At 41.9% G+C, this 19,715-nt stretch carries 17 protein-coding genes; 13 read left to right on the forward strand and 4 right to left on the reverse strand.

The features are described 5' to 3' along the window. Positions 1–204: 204 nt before the first annotated feature. From F7734_RS53730 to clpP, 3 genes are all read right to left on the reverse strand, one after another. Positions 205–810 (reverse strand): hypothetical protein, encoded by a 606-nt coding sequence (locus F7734_RS53730; RefSeq protein WP_155752418.1) that lies wholly within the window; start codon positions 808–810, stop codon positions 205–207. A gap of 401 nt (positions 811–1,211) precedes the next feature. After that, positions 1,212–2,249, reverse strand: coding sequence for an NAD-dependent epimerase/dehydratase family protein (locus F7734_RS53735; protein ID WP_155752419.1), 1,038 nt, complete (start codon positions 2,247–2,249; stop codon positions 1,212–1,214). Between the two features lie 211 nt (positions 2,250–2,460). After that, on the reverse strand, positions 2,461–3,120 hold the full coding sequence (gene clpP, locus F7734_RS53740; protein ID WP_155752420.1) for an ATP-dependent Clp endopeptidase proteolytic subunit ClpP: 660 nt from the start codon (positions 3,118–3,120) through the stop codon (positions 2,461–2,463). 1,530 nt (positions 3,121–4,650) lie between these two features. On the opposite strand from clpP, the gene F7734_RS53750 reads away from it, so the two are divergent. The 3 genes from F7734_RS53750 to F7734_RS53760 all read left to right on the forward strand — a co-directional run bounded on the left by F7734_RS53750 (position 4,651) and on the right by F7734_RS53760 (position 9,053). Further along, entirely contained in the window at positions 4,651–5,619 is a 969-nt protein-coding gene (locus tag F7734_RS53750; RefSeq protein WP_155752422.1) for a DNA-binding response regulator, read from the forward strand. 773 nt (positions 5,620–6,392) lie between these two features. Beyond that, positions 6,393–7,439: a 3-deoxy-7-phosphoheptulonate synthase gene (gene aroF, locus F7734_RS53755; protein WP_155752423.1), complete on the forward strand. Its 1,047-nt coding sequence runs from the start codon at positions 6,393–6,395 to the stop codon at positions 7,437–7,439. Between the two features lie 141 nt (positions 7,440–7,580). Continuing rightward, positions 7,581–9,053, forward strand: a complete 1,473-nt coding sequence (locus F7734_RS53760; RefSeq protein ID WP_155752424.1) for an NAD(P)/FAD-dependent oxidoreductase — start codon at positions 7,581–7,583, stop codon at positions 9,051–9,053. Here the strand turns inward: F7734_RS53760 and F7734_RS61440 are convergent. After that, on the reverse strand, positions 9,050–9,250 hold the full coding sequence (locus tag F7734_RS61440) for a hypothetical protein (RefSeq protein ID WP_166482733.1): 201 nt from the start codon (positions 9,248–9,250) through the stop codon (positions 9,050–9,052). The genes F7734_RS53760 and F7734_RS61440 overlap by 4 nt on opposite strands. Here F7734_RS61440 and F7734_RS53765 point away from each other — a divergent pair. The 10 genes from F7734_RS53765 to F7734_RS53810 all read left to right on the forward strand — a co-directional run bounded on the left by F7734_RS53765 (position 9,249) and on the right by F7734_RS53810 (position 19,641). Continuing rightward, positions 9,249–10,118 (forward strand): class I SAM-dependent methyltransferase, encoded by an 870-nt coding sequence (locus F7734_RS53765; RefSeq protein WP_166482734.1) that lies wholly within the window; start codon positions 9,249–9,251, stop codon positions 10,116–10,118. The genes F7734_RS61440 and F7734_RS53765 overlap by 2 nt on opposite strands. Positions 10,119–10,199: 81 nt before the next feature. Next, positions 10,200–11,225 carry a low-specificity L-threonine aldolase gene (gene ltaE / locus F7734_RS53770; protein WP_155752426.1) on the forward strand — a complete coding sequence of 342 codons (1,026 nt, stop codon included), beginning with the start codon at positions 10,200–10,202 and terminating at the stop codon, positions 11,223–11,225. Between the two features lie 136 nt (positions 11,226–11,361). Next, positions 11,362–12,684: an FAD-dependent oxidoreductase gene (locus F7734_RS53775; RefSeq protein WP_155752427.1), complete on the forward strand. Its 1,323-nt coding sequence runs from the start codon at positions 11,362–11,364 to the stop codon at positions 12,682–12,684. 149 nt (positions 12,685–12,833) lie between these two features. Beyond that, positions 12,834–14,237, forward strand: coding sequence for a cupin domain-containing protein (locus F7734_RS53780; protein WP_166482735.1), 1,404 nt, complete (start codon positions 12,834–12,836; stop codon positions 14,235–14,237). A gap of 93 nt (positions 14,238–14,330) precedes the next feature. Continuing rightward, a complete protein-coding gene (locus F7734_RS53785; protein WP_243147564.1) occupies positions 14,331–14,747 on the forward strand; it encodes a DoxX family protein in 417 nt (138 codons plus the stop codon). Between the two features lie 180 nt (positions 14,748–14,927). Further along, complete coding sequence (locus F7734_RS53790; RefSeq protein ID WP_155752430.1) at positions 14,928–15,947, forward strand: alcohol dehydrogenase; 1,020 nt, start codon at positions 14,928–14,930, stop codon at positions 15,945–15,947. Positions 15,948–16,074: 127 nt separating this feature from the next. Then, positions 16,075–16,611, forward strand: coding sequence for a cyclic nucleotide-binding domain-containing protein (locus F7734_RS53795; protein WP_155752431.1), 537 nt, complete (start codon positions 16,075–16,077; stop codon positions 16,609–16,611). Positions 16,612–16,623: 12 nt separating this feature from the next. Next, the gene (locus tag F7734_RS53800) at positions 16,624–16,818 is read left to right on the forward strand and encodes a heavy-metal-associated domain-containing protein (protein WP_155752432.1); all 195 of its coding nucleotides are present in this window, start codon (positions 16,624–16,626) and stop codon (positions 16,816–16,818) included. Positions 16,819–16,922: 104 nt separating this feature from the next. After that, positions 16,923–17,210 (forward strand): peptidase, encoded by a 288-nt coding sequence (locus tag F7734_RS53805; RefSeq protein WP_155752433.1) that lies wholly within the window; start codon positions 16,923–16,925, stop codon positions 17,208–17,210. Positions 17,211–17,313: 103 nt separating this feature from the next. Continuing rightward, positions 17,314–19,641: a heavy metal translocating P-type ATPase gene (locus F7734_RS53810; RefSeq protein WP_155752434.1), complete on the forward strand. Its 2,328-nt coding sequence runs from the start codon at positions 17,314–17,316 to the stop codon at positions 19,639–19,641. Positions 19,642–19,715: the final 74 nt, after the last annotated feature.

A 19,715-nucleotide genomic window follows, 5' to 3' on the forward strand; every position in this document is an offset into this window, starting at 1 on the left:
ATTTTTACCCCTCCTAACCTCCCCTTATAAAGGGGAGGGACTTAAATTTCCTGTTTCCCCCCTTTATAAGGGGGGATAAAGGGGGGTAAGGAAAGACAAAGGCAGAGGCGGTGAGGTTCTTTCTATGCATCTTCATCTGAAAACGGTATAAGATAAAACTGGCAATTAGCAATTAGCCATTAGCAATTAGCTATTAGCCATTAGCTATTTCAAAATATTAATATTTATCGTAATTGCCGTACCTTGGAACTTGCCACTAGTTAGGGAATGATAAGACACAAATCCGCGATGTGGTTGGTCAAAAAGATAACCACGAGGTAAAGGTGGAACCTTACCTTGTTTAACTAAAGAAATAAAAGTTCCTAGATAGTTGCGTATACTTTGACGATTTCCCTCAGTTACACGTATATGTTTATCAATTAACATCATAAATAAGTCCAAGCTTCGGGTTTCTTGTCCCTCTATCCAGTTACCATTCTCTAAAAAAGAAGTTGCGATAAGTTTTTCACCTATTTGTTGTACTTTAAACAGAGTATAGTAACGCCATTCTTTTTTTGAATCGCTAATATAACAAACCCAAGAACCCTCTGAGTCTTGTACAAAACCTTGTTGTCCAAGATACGCAAATAGCGAACTACTTTGTTGGCTTGATATGGGGGGCAATAAATTTTCTACAGTATTAAAAGAACAAAGTTTTTGTGTTGTTTTTTGTTGCGGTGGAATGGGAATTTCTTGTGCAATAGCAACAAAAGATACAAACGCAAACGCCTGAATAGCGGATGCGCTAAGCCAATGAATAATCGTATGCATATTTTTTTACTTATTTAGTTAAAAATGAAACACTTTTTTTCCTGTGAATTCAAAAGTGTTTCTCTTCCATTTTTTTATTCGATAGCTTATTTATTCCTCCGGAGATATTTAATCTTTTCTCTCTCTAAAAGCTATTTTTGACGAACGGTATCAATCGATATGATTTGAATTTAATGTTATTGTTTAAAATTTTTCAAGTTTTGATGAAGAGTATTTCAAAATACTATTTTTAATTGTTTTATTCCTAAACTACTCTCTCGTTCCCAGCCTGAGGCTGGGAATGCCTTACTCGAGGCTCCGCCTCCTGCATGGCGAGGCTGAGCCTCGCAGTCTGCATTCCCAGCCAGGAGGCTGGGAACGAGGTGGAGGATTTTGTCGTGTTTTGGGTGCAAAGAAAATGCTTACTTGTTACTGCTTACCAGTGACTGTATAGCATCTTCGGTTACATAATCGAGCAACCAAGGAAACGCTGACTGATGAGAGTCTTTTGGAGGATTGGCTTGCTCCCAACGAATGGTTTGCAACAATGCTTCATCTGGAGATACAACTTCCTTGTATCCTAATTCCTCACGAATACGAGTTGAATCTATCAACCAGTGTTGTTTGGTGTTAACTGTCAATTTCCATTCGGTTGGAAGCTTTTCTTTGGGTAAAACGAAAACCTGACCTTGCCATCCTGTCAATTGACCAATTTTATAAATGCGTTCAGCTTCACTCAAGGCTTCTCGATCGGCAACGTGATAAATACGACCTGCAGCTTGCTCGTGACATATTGCTAAAGCTATTGCGTATGCTACGTTTTCCACATATCCATATGAACCGCACCATCGAGCAAGGCTTTCTTCTAATACAATCACAGGACGCTTATCATCTATTCTTTGAAGATAGGGATAGAAACGGTGGAGGGGATCGTTCGGACCGTAGACCATTGGCAGCCTTATGATTGTTCCAGGTAAAGTTGGTTCTGACATGACGACTTGTTCCACTAAAATCTTTTCGTAATCTATTGGCGTCTTGAGGGGTCTGTCAGGCATGTCCCGAAAAGGATAAAGCTGTTGGCGTAATGGAGAGTTTTCTGTCAGTGGTACTGAAATGACTTCAGACTCCTGCCCTAAAAGAACACTGTAGGCACGGTACACATCTATGCTGCTAATGGCAACAACACGCTTGGCAATTCCTTTAAATGTGTTCATGAGTTCCACAGCATCTTGTTCTGTGAATAAAATCATATCCACGACAATTTGAGGTGCTATTTCCTCAAACTGACTTTTGAATTCTTTTAGGTGACGGCGATCGCCAAAAATCTGATGTACATTTGTCGGTAATTCAGCAATCGTTTGTCCCCGATGAAATACAGTGACTTCATAACCCAAATGACACAGATGGCGAACAACATGGGGACCAATAAAATTTGTACCGCCAATCACTAGAATTTTCATCAAAACCTCTCAAGAAACAGGGGAGTGAGGAGTAGGGAGTAGGGAGTAGGGAGTAGGGAGTAGGGAGTAGGGAGTAGAGGAAAGAGTGTTTCTTCCAAGCATTACGGATCGTAACCGCTACCCGTGGGATGCTCCTCAGTGGAAATTTTCAAAAATGAGTTCAACCCTTGTAGAAAAATGCCATAGCAAGTTTTTACGTTGTTTTTTACTCCTATGTCTCGTGTCCATTCAATTGATACTTTTCAGTTAAAGAGTGAGTTGAATGTAGAACAGGTGTGGGTGTCTTCAAAATAACGCTATCCACCAATCCGTACACTTTTGCTTCCTCAGCACTCATAAAAAAGTCTCGTTCGAGATCTTGTTCAATCTTCTCTAGAGGTTGGTTGGTATTTGCAGCCAATATCTTGTTGATAGTTTGTTTGGTGTACAAAATTTCTTTAGCTGCTACCTCAATATCACTTGCTACGCCTCGAACACCACCTGAAGGTTGATGAACCATAATCCGAGCATTGGGTAAAGCATATCTTTTACTTTTTGCTCCTGAAGAAAGTAAAAATGCACCCATTGAAGCGGCAAAACCGACGCAGACAGTACATACTTCAGCGCGAATTTGATTCATCGTATCGTAAATTGCCATTCCTGCTGTAACCGAGCCACCAGGGCTATTGATGTACAAGAACACATCCCGCTCTGGATCTTCAGCATCAAGAAATAACAATTGAGCAACGATTAAATTAGCTATCTCATCAGTAACCTCGCTTTTTAAAAAAACAATGCGCTCTGCTAGCAAACGAGAATAAATATCAAAAGCTCTCTCCCCTTTATCTGATGGCTGAATCACAATTGGAATGTTGAAATTAGTGGAACTCATATTTTTTGCTCCAAAGCTTTTCTCATTGATGTAGAGACACTTCAAATGGCGCGTTTACTCCCTTTCGGCTCTAAAATTACCCAATTTTGTAGGTAGGTAGGGCTAAAGCCTACCAATAGCGAATGTGCAGCATAGCCCTACCTACCTGTTTAGATAATTGAATGGTGGTTCGGAAGTAAATTGTAGGCTCTCAATACAGTTAAGCTTTTACTTAACTATTTTCATGATAGTTAAGTAAAAGCTTAACTGTCAACAATGGGAACTGCAAAAAAATACAGTAGTTTTTCAGGGCTAGAAGGTTATGATTATAAAGAAATGTAAATAAATTCCCTCAGCCCTCGTCCTACGTTACATTTACCTAACTTAGTATAAAGTCTTTGTTAAATTTATGTATGGATATAGCTCTTGGTGTGTCACACTGAAAAACTAGAACTGGCTAAATATTTGGAGTATAAAGTCTGCAACTCCTGACTTTTGCTTTTAAGTCACTTTGTATGGGTGTAACGAATGATATGATATGAAGTTAGTATCAATCGAAACCACCACTATTAACAGCACTACATTCTGGAGCGTCTTACTTGTGTGTTATTGCGAAATCTGGTATCCTCTCGAAGGGAATTAAGCAGCTCCGTCAAATCTTCTGGTGTGGCAAATCTTACCGCAACAGAAAAATTATTGAACCAGGGAAAGTAGCGATCGGTTTGATGGATGTAACGGATAAGTCCGTCCTCTACAGATACAAATAGATTATAAAGGTATCTGTACGGATTGATAGTGTTCTACCAGTCAGGGATTTACTTGTTAGGCTGCAAACTCCTTGCAAATTATCATATTGGCTGTTCTAGGTTCACAAAACCTAACCTGTCTCAGTCCTGCTTGGACTATATTTGGGAGGGTTAATTGGAAGAGGGTTCACACCGCGCACCCAAGAGAACACCGGACGCGCAACGAGTCTGCCCCTTCCTTGAAAGTTCTGCAAGTGCATACCTGGTTAGAGCACAGATTTGCGGTGAAATGACAACCAAAATTTTGGCAATCTTTTTTCGATTGCCCTGATATTTTGCACAACCATAACCTCAGTGACCTTAAAAATAAAGTCTGAAGTATGAAGTATGAAGTTAACCCTATGAATGAATTCGGGAGGCAGCACATTGCACGGAGAAGTTGGTTCAAAGGTTTTCCTCGATCCCAACTTCGCCCCATATCCATTGGATATCCTACGCGCTTAGCTCCTTGGCTGGAGGTCATAAAAGTTTCCATGGTAACCGATCGCTGTAGTCGGGAAAGTTGTTGCAACTGTCTCCCTATTGCAACGACTGCCATGGGTTTAAAACTTAGATTGTATATTCTGCGTGCTACCAGAGTAAGTTCGGGTACTTGTGCTGGAAATAGCACTTTTTTCCGCTCAATTCTTCATCCTTTAGACTTTATTTTTCATATCGGGAAAGCACTACATCATAAAGTAACTTGTCACTTTACCAAGTGGTTTGTCACTGTACACCTGTGAATTGTCCATAAACCCGTATTTGGATGGCAAAGGAAACGGTGAAAAAGATTTTAGTGATTGAAAATAAAGCAGAAACCCGAAAACTTTTTCTTTCATGCCTAAAAGCTGAAGGTTTCCATGCGATTAGTGCAGAAAACGGTGCGATCGCAGTTCAAAGAGCACAACAAGAGTTACCCGATCTAATCATCAGCGAAGTTTTAGTGCCGAAACTCGATGGTTTTAGAGTTTTAATGGCATTGCGCCAAAACCCAGCCACAGCAATTATTCCTTTTATCTTTGTCACCGCTAAAGTCAGTCGCACTGATATCCGCAAAGGCATGGAATTGGGAGCAGATGATTACATCACAAAACCTTGTACATTAGATGAATTACTCAAAGCGATCGCAGCTCGCTTGCAGAGACAAGCCATTCTTCAAAAGTTGTATGGAACAGTAGCCACATCAGTAACAGAAAATCCTTCTGGGGATAGTTGCGGCACGTCTTTGACGAACGCAGTGACTCCAACGGGCAAAACATCTACTGGTACTTTTCTATACTCTAATTCTAAGGGCATAGAAGTCCCCTCTGCAAAACAAAACTTCTCAGCCAATAGCACTATGAAATCGGACGATCCCCAGTCAATTCTGCCCAACGATCCAGAATTGAAAGAAGTCTTCCGCTTCATTGAAGCAAACTACAACCAACAGATAACTTTGAGTGATGTAGCAGGAGCTGTAGGCTATTCTCCGGCTTATCTCACTAATCTTGTGAGACGGCAAACAGGACAAACTGTACAAGGCTGGATTATCGAGCGGCGAATGGCTGCAGCACGTTCCTTACTGCTGGAAACTAATGAAAGAGTAGACGAAATCGCTACCCGAATTGGGTATTATCACACAGTTCATTTCTTTCGCCAGTTTCGCCAGTATCATGGAACAACTCCCCAAGCCTGGAGGAGGACACAGCTTGCTCAGTACAAAACCCAATACACGCAAGAGCGAAAAAACGGTTAAGTAGATAGGCAAATTTCAACTTGGTGAGGTACAAAATACCCCCCTCTGTCCCCCCTTAGTAAGGGGGGATGAAAGGGGGGTGTACCTCATTAGACTGAGAAAGGCTATAGGCAAGAAAAAATACAACTCTGTAACAAAAGGTCAAATTTCTAAATTCCGTTCGTAGTTGTGCTTTAGCGCTAAGCGCAACTACGAACCAGTCATGATTATTTGTGCGTTTTTGTTAGTCAATAACATAAAATAAGTGAAAAAAATTAAATCTTAAAAAACCGGAAGAATTTTCAACCTAAAGCTAAAAATAAAAATATTATTTTAATCTTTAAATAATTTTCTTATAAAAATATTTTATCATACCCATTTTTTTCCAGATGTAGCCAATTTAAAGCACCTTAATTACATATAGGAATCCTATTTAATTTGTCAACCCGTAGGTAGGGCCATGCCGCACAAAAACTTTGTGTGGTGGGCAGTGCCTATCCTACATAAATAAAATTGTTTATAAATGATTTAGGAGTCCTATAAATAGAATCCTTAATGCACAATACCAAACATATATATGCTTTCCGGAACGAGCGCAATTTTGATTAATTATGTTTCAAATTAAACATTAGCGAAAGAATTGTTACTTTTCAAAAGATAGACTGTTGGCAAGCGCTTTTTAACTACAGTAAGCTTTAGGAGACAAAGAAAAAGGGTGAGGAGACAAAACCGACTGGTAGTAACTGAATCACGGAACACCATAAACTGCTGTTATTAAAGGAGGATTATCATCTATGATTGTCGTCATGAAATCTGGTAGCCCATCAGAAGAAATTGAACGAATCATTAAAGAAATCCGCAGTTGGAATATCACTCCAGAAAAATCAATAGGTCAGCACAAAGTGGTGATTGGTTTAATAGGTGAAACAGCGGAGATTGACCCGAGACAAATTCAAAATTTGAGCCACTGCATTGAGCAGGTTGTCCGGGTGAAAAAGCCTTTTAAACGAGCTTCTCTAGAATTTCACTCTCACCAACCGACTGATGTGGTTGTACCCACGCCAAATGGCTCTGTAACCTTTGGTCAAAATCATCCTTTGGTGGTTGTAGCGGGACCTTGTTCTGTGGAAAACGAGGAGATGATTGTAGAAACAGCCCGGAGAGTAAAAGCCGCCGGAGCTCAATTTCTTCGAGGAGGGGCATACAAACCCCGCACCTCCCCTTATGCTTTCCAAGGTCATGGAGAAAGTGCCTTATCGCTCTTAGATAAAGCACGAGAAGCTACAGGATTGGGAATTATCACAGAAGTGATGGATACGAGTGATATAGAGAAAGTTGCATTTGTTGCAGATGTGTTGCAAGTAGGTGCTCGCAATATGCAAAATTTCTCACTTCTGAAGAAAGTCGGTGCAACTGGTAAGCCGATTCTTTTGAAGCGCGGATTGTCAGCTACGATTGAAGAATGGTTGATGTCAGCCGAGTACATTTTGGCTGCTGGTAATCCCAATGTCATTCTGTGCGAACGCGGTATCCGCAGTTTCGATCGCCAATACACTCGCAATATTTTTGATATATCTGCAATTCCCGTTTTGCGATCGCTCACGCACCTGCCCATCATGGTCGATCCCAGCCATGCCACTGGTAAATCGGAGTTTGTGCCAACAATGGCAAAGGCATCTGTAGCAGCTGGTGTTGATTCGTTGATGATAGAAGTTCATCCCAACCCAAGCAAAGCCCTTTCTGATGGTCCTCAATCTCTAACATGGGAAGGATTTGAGGAATTAATGCGAGATTTGCCCAATGTGACTCATGCTGTTGAAAGGATGAAGGCTAAAGCGTGAAGGGTAAAGCAAGAAAAACTTCTCCATTCAGGAAGGTCTTAACAGCCTTGGAGAAAAGCAAGTCATGCCTTACTTAATGGAGAAGTTAACTGAATTTGTTGTTTTCAGAACTCTACAACCATAAAGGAGAAGAATCCTGCTATGTCCAATATACCAAATTCTACTCAAATTTTAGTCATCGGTGGCGGGCCAGCTGGGTCTACTGCAGCGACTTTGTTAGCGCGTGAGGGTTTTGACGTGACATTGTTGGAACGAGATATTTTTCCGCGATATCATATTGGTGAATCGCTTTTACCATCAGCATTAGAAATTTTTGACTTGCTTGGTGTGCGGGAAAAAGTTGAAGCAAAAGGATTTCAACGCAAGCCCGGAGCCTATTTAGAGTGGGGCAAAGAGAAGTGGAGCCTCAACTTTGGAGAACTCAGTGGCGACCACACTTACAGCTTTCAAGTTCGTCGTGCTGACTTTGACCACTTGCTTTTAGAGCATTCCAAGAGCCAAGGTGTGAAAGTTTTTGAAGGAACCGAAATTCGTCAAGTATCTTTTGATGAGGATCGTCCAAAAAGCGCTACATGGTCTCAATCTAATGGTGCGACAGGAGAGATATCTTTTGAATACGTCATTGATGCTTCAGGTCGTGCTGGTGTTTTGTCAACACGCTATCTCAAAAATCGCCGGAACCACAATGTATTCCAAAATATAGCCATCTGGGGCTATTGGAAGAACGTTAAAAGATTACCTCAAGGTCAAGAAGGCGCGATCGCAGTCGGTTCTATTCCAGAAGGTTGGCTGTGGGGAATTCCATTGGATGAAGAGATTATGAGTATCGGCGTGGTCATGCACAAAGATATTTACAAAGAAAGACGCAATAAGAAGTTGGAGGATATTTATTCAGAAGCCATTAAAGAATGCGCTCTCATCTCTGATATGGTTGCACCAGGTCAGTTAGTATCAGAAGTCAAAGTCGAGCAAGACTATTCTTACACCTCTGACTACTTCTCCGGCCCCGGCTACTTTATGTCAGGAGATGCTGCTTGCTTCCTAGATCCGTTATTATCAAGTGGAGTTCATCTTGCCACTTACAGCGCACTCTTAGCAGCTGCAAGTATCGCAAGCATCAAGCGCGGTGAGATTGACGAAACACAAGCCGCCACCTTCTACGACAAGAGCTATCGACAAGCATATCTGCGTTTTCTCGTGTTTGTCTCAGCTTTCTACGACCAGAACCGTGGTAAAGATTCCTATTTCTGGGAAGCCCAAAAATTAAGCCGCCATGACTTTAGTGGTGCTGATTTGAACCTTGCTTTCTTGAACCTAGTCTCTGGAGTCGAAGACTTAGTAGATGCACAAGAAGGTGTCAGCGAATTTGCCGTCAACGAGATGTCAAAGCGGATCAAAGAAAACCACGACCTTCGTCAGGACAAAGAAGCTTTAGCATCCAAAGACAAGGCTACCGATTCTACAATCCAAGCCACAAATAACTTCTTCGGTGCAGTAGAAGGGTTCTTCTCACTCTCAGCAGCGGGGGCTATTGACGGTGTATATGTCGTTACTAAGCCAAATTTAGGTTTAGCACAAGTCACCCCAACACGCGAACTTCAAGTAACAAATTAAGCAGGAGTGAGGCAGTATCGGTTGGCGTGAAGGAGTGAGGGCATGAGGGAGCAGGGGGAAAGAATAATTTCTCTTGCCCCATGCCCAATGCCCCATACCCAATGCCCAATGCCCAATCCAAAATCCCAAATCCCAAATCCCAAATCCCAAATCCCAAATCCCAAATCCAAAATCCAAAATCCAAGGAGTCTTCTCATGTCGGTTTTTGTATCTGAAAACCTCCCAGATGAGGTAAAATCTGAAGAAATTGATGTTGCCGCGCAAATGCGTAAAGGGCATCCTCAAATTCCCGAAGGTGATGCTTACATCATTAGGCTGATAAAGCAATATTCTCAAAAAATGGGACGACCAATTCGCGTATTTGATGTTGGTTGTGGAACTGGATATTTTGCTTCAAAGTTAGCAAAACGTCTACCTGAAATAGAACTCATTGCAAATGAGGATGAACCACAAATTGCCGCTAAATTGGAACGTCGTTTAGCAACTGATGCTAATGCTAGAGTGTTCTCTGGTTCTTTTGAGGAGTGGAATGAAACTGTAGATATAGTTCTTTCCTGGGGAGCACATCACCATCTTCCAAAAAACTACTTGTCTCATGCCAAGCAGATATTACATCAAGATGGTATTATTATCGTAGGTGATGAATTTTGCCCCGAATATTGCGAAAACCATCACGAAAAACGTATAGCTAACGCTGAATTGCTCTACATTGCTAACGGGTATGTCTTAACCACTGCAGAAGAGGTAGAGAATTATCAGCAAACGGGTCACATTCCAGAAGCAGCATTGGATCTCGAACGTCGTCGCCAGCAGGCACTGTGGACGTGGTACAAATATGTTGTTGACTTCGCTATGGATCGCAACTGTGTTGGTGTTGCCATCGATGAACTGCGAGCAACTCACGATGACCTAATTACAGGGTTAGGTATTGAACATAAAATGTCTCCACTGATTGTGGAGCAAGAGTTTAGGCTCGGTAATTTCCGACAAATTTCCAAGAAAGTTTTTGGTCCTTCTTATGCACCGGAATACCAAAGCTTCGTTATTTACGAATTGGGAATTTAAAGTTGGCTAATGGCTAATAGCTAATAGCTAATAGCCATCAGCAATTAGCCATTAGCAATTAGCCCTTAGCAATTAGCAATTATGATTGACTTTCGTAGTGATACAGTAACGCAGCCAACTCCTGCCATGCGTCAAGCTATGGCTTCTGCTAAAGTTGGTGATGATGTGTACGGTGAAGATCCTTCTGTCCGTCAGCTAGAGGAGTATGCAGCCCATCTTACGGGTAAAGAAACTGCATTGTTTGTTCCTACAGGTACGATGGCAAACCAAATCGCACTCGGTGCGCTTACTAAACCGGGTGATGAGGTGATTGTTGGTACTGGTAGCCATTGTTACCTTTATGAAGGAGGTGCAGGTGCTGCTCTCAACGGTTTGCAATTTCAAACTGTTGGTAACAATGGTCGATTTACCGCTCATGATGTTAGTTTTGCTTATAAACCAGATAACCATCACCAAAGCCCAACAACTGTTGTTGCTTTTGAAAACACTCATAACCGTGGTGGGGGTTGGGTTTGGGATATCGATGAGTTGCGATCGCCTGCATCTGTTGCTCGCGAATATGGGATGTCACTGCACTTGGATGGCGCTCGTATTTTTAACGCTGAGGTGAAGAGTGGAGTGACTGTAAAAACTTGGTCGGAACCATTTGATACCGTCACGTTTTGCTTGTCTAAAGGTTTGGGAGCACCTGCGGGAAGTGTTGTTTGCGGTTCCAAAGAGCACATTCATCGCGCCCATCGCTTGCGGAAAATGTTTGGCGGTGCTATGAGGCAGGTAGGAATTCTGGCGGCGGCTGGTATGTATGCTCTACAACATCATGTAGAACGATTGGCAGACGATCACGCCAACGCGCAGCTATTGGCTCAGATGTTAGCAGAAATGCCCGGTATTGTTCTCGATCCCGCAACAGTGGAAACAAACATAATTTGGTTTCAATTAGCACCCGATGTTCTTGACGCTCCAACTTTGGTTGCTGCAGCACGCGATCGCGGCGTATTTCTAAGTTCTTCAGGGAAGCGAGCCGTTAGAGCCGTAACCCATCTTGATATTACCCGAGATGACTGCGTAATAGCAGCTGGAATAGTGGGTGAAATTCTTGCACAGTAAACGTTAGTGGTTGGTTGTTAGTTGTTAGTCGTTAGTTGTTAGTTGTTAGTCGTTAGTAGGTTTTTTACTCACTACTAACCATTAACTATTAACCACTAACCATTAACCACTAACCATTAACAATTTCCTAAATTCTATGTCTGTGACATCAACTCCGAAATCCTCTTCAGTAGATATGCTAATGACAGAACGTATTATTGTTGACATACAACAAACGAGTTGTTGTATTGTTGGTGGTGGACCAACAGGGGCTGTACTCGCACTTGCGTTAGCGCGTCAAGGTGTTGCCGTAACATTGCTAGAAGCACATAAAAGTTTTGACCGAGACTTTCGAGGTGATATTATCCACGCAAAAGCGATGGAAATTATGGATGAACTGGGTGTCACTGAACGGTTGCTCCAGGAAGTTCCTCACACAAAGACGGACAAAATAGAATTCATGACACCCGAACAAAGTGTCACATTTGCGGACTTCAGCCGGTTGAAATCTCGACACCCTTATGCTACTATTATTCCTCAAGCAAAGTTTCTTGAATTCCTCACTACTGAAGCAAAACGCTACCCAAATTTTCAAATCATCATGGGTGCGAACGTACAGCAACTGATTGAGGAAGATGGAATTATCAGTGGTGTTAGATACCGAGGTAACGGAGGCTGGCATGAGGTGAGAGCCAAGCTGGTCGTTGGTGCAGATGGGCGCTTTTCTCGCATCCGTCAATTGGCTGGTATGCAACAAGATAAGACAACTGCCCCAATGGATTTGCTATGGTTGCGTCTTCCACGACACTCTCAGGAGCCACAAGGTCTGATTGCACGCTTTGGAGCCAAGCGCGTCATAGTTATGTACAACACCCATGACGATAATTGGCAATTTGCTTACCTCATTCGCAAAGGTTACTACAATCAACTGCTGGCGGCTGGCATAGAAGCATTGCAAGCGTCCATTGTTGAAATTGTACCAGAGTTTAGCGATCGCGTGCATCACATCAAAGATTGGAAGCAAGCATCACTTCTCTCAGTTGACATTGGCTGTCTGAAGCAGTGGTTCCGTCCTGGGCTTCTTTTCATTGGTGATTCAGCCCATGTCATCTCACCTGTCGGTGGAGTTGGCATCAACTATGCAATTCAGGATGCAGCAACAGCAGCAAACATCCTTACCGAACCACTAAAAAAAGGTGAGGTAAAACTGAGCCACCTCGCTCAAATACAGCGCCGTCGCGAGTCGTCAGTACGAATCCTCCAAGCTTTTCAGTCCTTTATCCAGACAAATATTACTGCCAAAGCCCTTCAATCAGACAACACGTTAAAACTGCCATATTACTTGAAGTTGCCAATTCTACGCGATATTCCAGCTCAATTACTAGCTTTTGGTCTTTTTCCATCTCATTTAAAGATCAAATCCAACTCGCAGACAATGGTTGAAAAAACTGGGAGTGGTTACTCTACTTTCTTAAATTAGTAGCATAGGTCTAAAAGTGACAAAGTAATATTTTAAACCTTTCTGACAATACAATATGCCTTTCTAACAACCAGGTGTTCACACTTGCAGCACTTGTTGTTGTGCCGTTCAATTGAGTTCAACTTTGTGACTTTTTTAGGAGAATGACCATGGCACACGATGGAACGACAACGCTCCAAACTCAGTACAACACGAGCGAAGAAAATCTCACACAAGACACATTGGTGAGCAGTAATGAACTTCCAACTCAGTACAACATGGGCGAAGAAAATCTTATAGAAGACACATTGGAAGGAAATACTCAAGAGCCAGTCGTACTACCCGATCGCAATCGACCGGGATACTGGTTGGTTGGGGATCACGCAACTTTTGTAGCAACGGGCGAAGATACTAACGGGCAATACTCTCTTTTTGACTTCTACACTCTTCCCCAGGGCGGTCCTTTCCCCCACATCCACCGTTCAGAAAACGAGTTTGCCTATGTCCTAGAAGGAGAAATTTCTTATCAATTAAACGATGAAGTTATCACTGCAACTCCCGGAACATTTGTCTACAAACACCAAGATGATATTCATGGATTTGTCAACTTGGGCGACACACCATCACGGCACTTGGAGTTTACTTTACCACCAGGCTTGGAGGAAGCATTTGCAACAGTTGGTGTACCTGGCTCAATTTTAGAACCGCCTCCCAACGAAATTCCCCCCAGCGAAATTTTAGATAACTACACAGAAGTTTTAGCTGAATATGGAGTAGAGGCTCAAAATTCAATCATCTTCCCTTCAGCCGGACTCAATGAGACACTAAACGGTACTCCTGAAGTGACATTACTGCGTCCTGGTCAAGCAGATACCGCTGTAAGTGCAACACTGGCTTTAAGTAACGGTACTGCAATTCCGGTTGATTTTGCCGCAGGAGAAAGAACAAAAACCGTAGAGATTCCTGTTGATGGTTCTGAAGTACCTGGAGAAACTCTTGAATTAGCTATCACCAATCCAACAAACGGTGCTATCGTTGGATTATTGCAAGATGAACTTGTTCTTACCTTCGGTGAAAACAACACCTACACTCTAGAAAACGGGGACAAACCCGATAGTTTTCCCACAATACTGCCAAACGACGAAGAACGTCTGAAAGTTTCTTTAGGAAACGACGAGTATACCTTTGTCGCAACTGCTGCAGATACAGATGGAAAAATCTCCCTATTTGATGTTTCCGTTGGACCGGGAACTCAAAACGAATCCCTACTTTCTGCTCCAACCGATCTGGGATTTTATGTCGTGGATGGAAATGCCACCTTTGAAATGGGCGATGAATCATTTACAGCACAGCAAGACACTTTTGTCTTTCTACCTGAAGGTAACCCCTTTGCACTTACAAATCAAGGAACACTACCTGCAAGAGTACTTGCATTCTCTACGTCTCCAGAAATTGAGCAATATATTGCAAGCGCCGGCATAAGCAGTAATCAAGCTAATTCTCCTGTCTCAACCATGGAACCCCCGTTGACATCCGACCTCAGTACCATGATTTCAACAGAGTCTTTGGTTTAACAGCTATACAGAAGTAGGAGGGCATATACATAACTGCCCTCTGCCTTTTTCACACAACAAAATGTTTTTTCCAAATCCATTGTAGTACGGAAAATGCTCAAGTATATTCCACTCATTGCACGCTCTTCACTCGCCTCCGTTTTTCTTGAATCTGGCGTCAATAAGATTTTGCATCCCGTTGCAACACAACAATTTATGGCTGCTCATGGAATGCCTTTCACCGGGCTATTCTTAGTCAGTGCGATTATCCTTGAACTAGTTGCTGGGCTATCAGTATTACTAGGTTATAAAGCTCGTTGGGGAGCGATCGCACTCATTAAATTTCTCATCACCGTCACATTCATTTTCCACACAAATTTTTCCGACCACATGCAAGTTGGTCAATTCATGAAGAATTTGGCTATTTTAGGAGGATTGATGATGGTCGTTCAATACGGAGCGGGTGCAGTGAGTTTTGACCACCGAACCACTTTAACAAATTCAAAAAAGGGATTAGGGGTCAGAGGTTAGGGGCTAGAGAAAGGTGATTTTTTCATGATGAGCATTGTAAGCACTCGGCCATGAATGACTTGTAAATTTGAAAAAAGAATGCAATAGATATTTGGTTGAAATTAAGTCCCGGTAATGCTTTTTCAATCCAAAATCTAAAATCTAAAATCCAAAATGGTATTACATTGAAAGAAGGCAATTATGGGTTTAATGAAAGCAGTTCAGGTCAGCAGACCTGGTGGTGATTTTGAAATTGTCGAACGAGAAATTCCCGAACCCCAACACAATCAAGTCCGCGTCAAAATAGAAGCCTGTGGTATCTGCCATGGAGATGTCTTTGTCAAAGAAGGTTTTTGGCACGGACTAAAATATCCCCGCATACCAGGTCATGAGATTGTTGGATTTATTGATAAAGTCGGAGAAGGAGTTACCACTTGGCAGAAAGGGCAACGTGTAGGTGTTGGCTGGCATGGTGGGCATTGTTTCGAGTGCGAACCTTGTCTTCAAGGCGACTTTAGCAATTGCCAAAATTCTGCAATCACAGGAATAGATTTTGACGGCGGCTATGCAGAATATACAGTTGTACCAAGCTCAGCACTGGCTAGCATTCCAGATGACTTTAATTCAATTGAAGCAGCACCTTTATTATGTGCTGGAATTACAACCTTTAATGCCTTACGCAATTCTGGAGCAAGAGTAGGTGATGTTGTTGCCGTACAAGGAGTCGGCGGATTGGGACATTTAGCCCTTCAGTTTTCCCGTAAAATGGGTTTTAAAACTGTGGCAATATCACGCGGACAAGATAAGAAAACACTTGCTCTCAAAATGGGTGCAACAGACTACATTGACACCGAATTAGTTGATGCTGCACAAGCACTCATTGATATGGGGGGAGCAAAGGTTATCTTAGCCACAGCACCAAATAGCAAAGCAATGTCTTCTCTCGTTAATGGATTAGCTGTCAATGGCAAGCTCTTAATTGTAGGAGCATCAGGAGAACCATTAGAAATATCTCCAATCCAGTTAATTAAAGGTAGAAAATCCATTCAAGGATGGCATAGCGGACACGCTAAAGATTCAGAAGAAACCTTAAGCTTTTGTATGTTAAGTGAAATCCGCCCTCTCATTGAAGTCTTTTCATTAGAAAATGTTGCAGAAGCTTACAAACAAATGCTTTACAATAAAGCTCGTTTCCGAGTCGTTTTACAAATTTCTTCATAGAAAGTATGAAGGAGAAAGGAGAAAGGATGAAAAATGAGATTTTATCCTTCATACTTCATACTTTATACCTCCCCCTTCATATTTTATATTTCATACTTCATACTTCACCCTTCAATTGGTTAGAATTATGAACACAATTGATACCGATTTTCTCAGCCAATTCAACGATCTGCCTTTCTTCTCGCTCCCAGAAAATCAGCGACAAAAACTGTTCTCTTATGGTAAAGTACGTAAAGTTCAATCGGGAGAAAGATTGATTGAAGAAGGCACTACAGAGCCAATTCTTCTCATCCTTTTTGAAGGAATCTGCCAGGTTCGCAAACTTGCACCAGAACATGAATTGAGCCAATTTCAAGAAGTCACTTTGCGGCGTACAGTTGCTCCTGCGATTTTTGGTGAAATGTCTTTTCTTGAGAGCAGACCTCATTCATCTTCTGTAGTAGCTACAACATCTTGTTTGGTGTGGAAATTAACTTCTGAAGCATTCCACCGATTTATGGACGGAAATATTAATCTTGGTATCGCTCTCAAGCGCAGTTTTAGTTTTTTGATTGCACAGCGTTTACGCGAAACTGAAACAGCACTAGCCGCTATGCTTGTCTACCAAGACACGCTTTCCTTGAAATACAACGACATTAGTTTTGATGACTGTTCACAATCCTAAAAAGACATAACTATGGCATTCCAATTAACAATTCCCAAAATGGCTTGTTCTGCTTGTGCAAACAAGATTACTAAAGCAATTCAAGCCATCGATCCAAACGCTACAGTGCAAACAGATCCAAGAATAAAGCTTGTGAGCATTGCTACAAAAGTATCAGAAGTCACAATCAGGCAAGCACTAGTCACAATTGGTTATCCTGCCATTTAAAAAGCATGAAGGATAAAAGATAAAAGAATACAAGGCTTATCCTTTATACTTCATCGTTCATACTTTACCCTTCAGTCTTCAACCTTAAAGGAGCCAAATCACTTATGGCAAATGTTTCATCTTTATTTCGCAAATACCATCGACAACTATCAATCATGGTATCTTTACCTCTGATGTTGATGGCTTTAACAGGAACTGTTTCACCTATCTTGGAAGAGATGCATTTTGATAGTGCAGTTAAAGTCATTCGGAAAATCCATAGTGGCAAGATTTTTTTTGGTACTGGTTACGTAGTTTATTCAGCTCTAAGTGGTTTGGCATTGTTAGGGTTACTAGTGACTGGGTTTAGTATGCTACGGATGTTTGGGCGGAAAAATCTCAAGAAACAGTAATCAGTGACCAGTGACCAATGACCACTAGTCACTGGTCACTGGTCACTGATTACTGGTCACTGATTACTGTTCACTGTTCACTGATTTAAGGGGTTAATCTCACATGGAAACTCTCATATTAAAGTTAAGTGGTATGAGTTGTGCTGCTTGCGCCCACAGTGTTGAAGAAGTGATTCGTTCTGTACCTGGTGTATTGCAGTGCAATGTTAACTTTGGTGCAGAAATTGCTACTATTCGGTATGAAAAGTGGCGAACTAATCTAGAAAAAATTCAAGATGCCATTGATGCTGCTGGATACTCTTCTTACGCTCAATCAGATGAGGTTATAAATCCTGTTGAAGAAGATACAAAAAGTGCAGCTTATTTGGCAAAGTCGCGTAACCTTTCACGCAAATTAATATTTGCCAGTATCCACAGCTTCCAAATTTTTTTGGGATCGCTACCACACATGATGGGATTACACTTATCCTTTATTCCACCAGTTTTGGGCAATCATTGGGTACAGTTACTATTAGCAACTCCCGTACAGTTCTGGTGCGGTGCTCCCTTTTATCGTAATGCCTGGAAAGCTTTTAAACGTCGAGCGGCAACAATGGATACATTAGTTGTTTTAGGGACGAGTGCAGCTTATTTTTATTCACTGTTTGTCACTATTTTTCCTGAATTATTTACATCTCATGGTTTAATGGCTGATGTGTATTATGAAGCAGCAACAGTTGTTATTACCTTAATTTTGTTAGGTCGATTGTTGGAACATCATGCCAAAAGCAAAACATACGAATCTATACGTAAATTGATTGGTTTGCAACCCAAAACTGCTTGTATTATCCGCGATAATGTAGAAATTAATATTCCAATTCAGGAAGTAGCTGTTGGTGATGTTATCTTGGTACGACCAGGAGAAAAAATTCCGGTAGATGGAGAAGTGATTGATGGAATTTCTTCTGTGGATGAAGCTATGATTACAGGTGAAAGTATGCCTGTCAAAAAACAACCACTAGATGAAGTTATTGGTGCTACAATTAATAAAACAGGTGTTTTGATGTTCCGAGCAACGCGAGTGGGACGCGATACAGTACTGTCCCAAATTGTGAAGCTAGTGCAAGAAGCCCAAGGTTCAAAAGCACCAATTCAGCGCTTGGCAGATCGAGTAACAGGATGGTTTGTACCAGCAGTTATCGCGATCGCGAGCGTCACTTTTCTCATCTGGTTTAGTCTTGTGGGTAACCTCACCCTTGCCTTGATAACAGCAATAGGAGTACTGATTATAGCTTGTCCTTGCGCTTTAGGTTTAGCAACTCCTACATCAGTTATGGTAGGAACGGGCATAGGTGCAGAACATGGCATTTTAATCAAAGGGGCTGAAAGTTTAGAACTAACGCACAAAATACAAACTATTGTGCTAGATAAAACTGGAACTCTCACAGAGGGAAAGCCAACAGTCACCGACTTTTTCACAGCTATTGGGACGCAAGACCATAACGAAATCAAGCTTCTTCAAATGGTAGCCGCAGTAGAACAGGATTCCGAACATCCTTTAGCTGAAGCAATAATTAAATACGCACAATCTCAAGGTATTGACACGCGAAAACTCCAGTCTTTGCGAGCCAGAAACTTCCAAGCCTTTCCAGGGATGGGTATTCAAGGTGGAGTTTCAGGTTGTTTGGTTCAAATTGGAACACAACGTTGGCTAGAAGAACAAGGTATTAATACGTATAAATTCCACAAACAAAAAACTATTTTAGAAGCCGCAGGTAAAACCTTAGTATGGATTGCGGTAGATGGATCGATTCAAGGCTTAGTTGGAATCTCTGATGCGTTAAAACCTTCATCAAAAGAAGTTGTCAGAAGACTCCAAAAAATGGGCTTAGAAGTTATCATGCTGACTGGAGACAATCGTGCATCTGCGATCGCAATTGCTCTACAACTGGGTATCAAGCGAGTGTTTGCAGAAGTTAGACCCGATCAAAAAGCTCAAGTCATTCAGTCCTTGCAGAGTGAGGGATTGGTGAGTAAGAACAGGGGATTGGGAAAACCATCGCCCGCCAATCGCCAACTGCTTGTCGCCATGGTAGGTGATGGTATTAATGATGCACCCGCCCTAGCACAAGCAGATGTTGGGATTGCTATCGGAACTGGAACAGATGTTGCGATCGCGGCTAGCGATATCACCCTTATTTCTGGAGATTTAGAAGGAATCATCACAGCCATTCAATTAAGCCGTGCGACTATTCGCAACATTCGCCAAAATCTGCTTTTTGCCTTCATTTACAACCTAGCTGGAATTCCCATCGCTACTGGAATTCTCTTTCCGTTCACCGGTTGGTTACTCAACCCAATTATTGCAGGAGCCGCAATGGCTTTTAGTTCATTTTCCGTCATTACTAATGCCTTACGCCTGCGGACATTTGAACCCAAAATTTATTTTTAGGTTAGTGGTTAGTGGTTAGTGGTTAGTGGTTAGTGGTTAGTGGTTAGTGGTTAGTGGTTAGTGGTTAGTGGTTA

The organism is Scytonema sp. UIC 10036, assembly GCF_009725235.1.